General features: G+C 33.3%; 4 protein-coding genes and 1 pseudogene. 4 read left to right on the forward strand and 1 reads right to left on the reverse strand.

Going from position 1 to position 3,240, the window contains the following annotated elements; genetic code table 11:
* Positions 1-458 precede the first annotated feature (458 nt).
* The 3 genes and pseudogenes from A2U94_RS19750 to A2U94_RS19760 form a co-directional block, all read left to right on the forward strand.
* Positions 459-1,019 carry a L,D-transpeptidase gene (locus A2U94_RS19750; RefSeq protein WP_025908208.1) on the forward strand — a complete coding sequence of 187 codons (561 nt, stop codon included), beginning with the start codon at positions 459-461 and terminating at the stop codon, positions 1,017-1,019.
* 108 nt (positions 1,020-1,127) lie between these two features.
* Positions 1,128-1,343: a hypothetical protein gene (locus tag A2U94_RS19755; RefSeq protein WP_025908209.1), complete on the forward strand. Its 216-nt coding sequence runs from the start codon at positions 1,128-1,130 to the stop codon at positions 1,341-1,343.
* 34 nt (positions 1,344-1,377) lie between these two features.
* Positions 1,378-1,908: pseudogene (locus A2U94_RS19760) on the forward strand (GerAB/ArcD/ProY family transporter); the annotation flags it as partial.
* Positions 1,909-2,463: 555 nt separating this feature from the next.
* Here A2U94_RS19760 and A2U94_RS19765 read toward each other — a convergent pair.
* Entirely contained in the window at positions 2,464-2,976 is a 513-nt protein-coding gene (locus A2U94_RS19765; protein WP_197473424.1) for a TetR/AcrR family transcriptional regulator, read from the reverse strand.
* Between the two features lie 177 nt (positions 2,977-3,153).
* Between A2U94_RS19765 and A2U94_RS19770 the strand changes: the two genes are divergently transcribed.
* The coding region (locus A2U94_RS19770) for a helix-turn-helix domain-containing protein (protein WP_231882792.1) at positions 3,154-3,240 on the forward strand (87 nt) is incomplete at its 3' end.

Consider the following 3,240-nt stretch of genomic DNA (forward strand, 5'->3'; position numbering starts at 1 on the left):
GAACGGCGAAGGCAATATCATTTTCTTGTAATTTTATTTCTAAATCTAAAGGCAAAACCACTTGATTCATGTTATAATCTTTAAACATAAGGACCCTTCTTTCCGATAAGATTTTGTATGGTAACTTTATTTTATCAGAAGTGGTCCTTATTTTAATGTAAAAATAAACAAAGCCGGTGAAATTTTACTCGTCGTAAAATTTCACCGGCTTTTTCGGTTCAGAGGAGGGTTTTGTCCCAGCCTCTTTTTTATGTGTATTTTAAGAAGCCAAAATTTGCATTGAATGAATGGGTTATAGGCAAAATAAAAGTTAATTTCGTCAGAGAACGTTTCTCTGCATGTCAAAGTAGTAAATTAACTAGGTTTTTATTTATAAATGATTGTGACGAAAAAGCACTTTCTAATTGAAAGGTGTGTTTTTCGTTTCTTATAAAAATATAAAAAAGAGGAGAGTTTTTATGAAGAACATTTTTATGAAATCAATGACCGTCTTTACGTTACTAATGGTCACATTATGTGGGGGCAATCAAGGGAAAGCAGAAGCAGCAAGTAAAGCTGCGAATCAAGATTTAATTATTATTAACAAATACTACAACAAGCTTGCTTATTTTCACAATGGTTATATTGAGATCATTGATCCAGTAGCAACGGGAAAAACATGGGACAAAACACCTGTTGGTTTTTTTAAAGTCGTGAACAAGATTAAAAACCGCCCTTATTATACAGGACATATTCCTGGGGGCGATTCTCGCAATCCGTTAGGAAAACGTTGGTTAGGGTTAAATGCAAATGGTACGTATGGCGATACATACGGTATTCATGGAAATAACAATGAAAACAGCATTGGAAAATACGTGAGTCAAGGTTGCGTGAGAATGCATAATGCAGACATCGAAAAGCTTTATGATAAAGTTCAAGTTGGTACGCCGGTTGCTATCACTTATTCCTATATGAGCTTTGTTGATCTTACAAGCGTATATGGATATAAATTCAAAGGCTACAACTTAAAAAATAACTAATATCTAAACAGCATTCCGTATCACGAAATGCTGTTTTTTCTTTGTCTTCTTTCCATATAGCCCTTATCATAGAAAGAGATGAAAAATATGGTGAAGGAGGATATGATTATGCGAGCGAAAATTGAAAAGGCTAAACATGTATGGATGTTTGAAGCAACAGGAGAGTTTTATGCTCATGAGGTGAGTAATGAGAAAATAAAAAGAGGTTTCTTTCTATGTCCTTCTTGTGAAGTAAAAGTGTATTATAAGCAAGATCATTTCTTTTCCAGTGAGCATAAACGAAATTGCACCTATGTGAAAGAACAATTTAAGAAAAAAGCCTAAAAGGTAAAGGAAGCCCAGCAACCTTATATGGGAATATTTTCCCTTTGCAGAAATCATAGTGTTTCTAATGATTTTCCCTTACTTAGAAAATCTAAAAAAGGTAAAAGTAGTAGGATTGTGTGCGTTGGGATTAAGTGGAATTAACTTAGCCATTATTATGATTATGAATGTAAGTGTGTTAGGAATAACTCTTACTTCACGTTCACTTTTTCCCCTTCTTTCTACAATCCAGACTATCCAGGTTGCTGATTTCCTGGAACGCCTAGACGTTTTTTTTATGATGGCTTTAGTTATCAATGGCTTCTTTAAAATAATGATTTATTTTTATGCGGCTGTAATTGGTACTGCAACCTTGTTTAAAATTAAATTTTCTTCAGAGCTGTCATCTACTTTAGGAATAGTCGTTTTATTTGTATCAATGATACTGGCTAGTAACATTCAGGAACATATTTATGAGGGAACAAAAGGATTGCTAATGAGTATTCATCTGTGCTTTCAAATCGTCATTCCTGTTCTGCTTCTCATTATAGCTTTCTTGAAAAATAACAAGCATGCCAGAATGTAATACAGCCCAAGTAAACACCTAGAAGTCAAAAAAGTAATTTATCCCCACATTCACTTACAGCATATGTTCCATATTGATGTTACAAACCTTAAATTTATTTCTGGGACCGTGAACTTGAGTTGAAAGTAAAAAAATCCCCTTAAGTTAATTGATCTAGCTTATAAGAGGGTTATATTCCCTTTTTGATACCTTAGCCCTTTCTCTGAGAAACGGTACGAAAAAGTTTTTTACTTATAATTTGTTATAAAGCTTATTTTTCCTATTCTCATTATACAAATTTTATAGACGCATTCTACGGATGTCTTATAAAAAAGTAAACAAACTCTACTATCAAGGGTTTGTTTACTTTTTGTTTCTAGAAGGCACATTATGTTAATTAAAAATGTACACTTTTACGGACATTTCTTTTTTAGCCTATTGTCTCTAAGGTTACATATATTCTTCTTCATTTCACATTCACGACATTTGCATAATAAAATACCTTTTTTTAAAACATTGAAAGAAGCTGAATACTCATGGTTATCCTTATCTTAAGAAGGTATAGATATTAATTACTTATTCTTTACCAATCGCCTCATCATGAATCTTTTCGATATACTCCCAATTCAATACCTGCTTGATTTCGTTATAAACGTCCTCACCACTAAGAGTCATGCCATTTTCGATCCACCAATTTAAAACACCTAGAGTAGCTCCAGCAAACGCAGCTATCCCAATTTCAGAAGAGGTAGAAATGGATGGATTTCTATCGTCACGTAACATCTCTTGCTTCATGCCAGTAGTCATTTCGTTTCTTATGACATACCTCAATGAATCTCTTTCTTCTAAGAATAGCTGAGAGAATAATCGTTTATATTTAATTGCCACATTAAATAACTTTAAATGTACTTCTTCAAGGTTGCTATCAGTAAAATGAAATTCCTCGGCAATTTCCTTTAATAAATAAGCTAACAAATCATATTTGTCATTAAAATGGGTATAGAATGTAGCGCGGTGTACCATTGCTTCTTCACAAATTTCTTTTACAGAAATGGAATTAAACGAATGGTGCTCTATTAAAGAAAGCAAAGCTTGAGAAAGGAGCTTGCTGTGACTGCTAGAATAAAGTGTACAGTTTTTGCTTGATAAGATGAAACGCTTATTTACCCAAATATACCAGCAAAAAATATCAACCTATCACTGTAAAATGATCATAGTTCATACTTGCAGTGGAGGTTAGCGAAGGTGGATAAGTGGGAAATGTACATGGAGATAAAGCAATTATTAAAGCAAGGATTTAGTCAGACAAAGATAGCTGAAAAGTTAGGGGTTTCTCGAACAACTGTTTACAGG

Origin of the sequence: Bacillus sp. VT 712, from assembly GCF_001614195.1 — a bacterium.
GTDB classification, from domain to species: domain Bacteria; phylum Bacillota; class Bacilli; order Bacillales; family Bacillaceae_H; genus Priestia; species Priestia flexa.

Bases quoted from the DNA above. Each gene is read 5' to 3' on its own strand.
- A2U94_RS19755 (WP_025908209.1), top strand. From the start codon at position 1,128: ATGCGAGCGAAAATTGAAAAGGCTAAACATGTATGGATGTTTGAAGCA.
- A2U94_RS19750 (WP_025908208.1), top strand. From the start codon at position 459: ATGAAGAACATTTTTATGAAATCAATGACCGTCTTTACGTTACTAATG.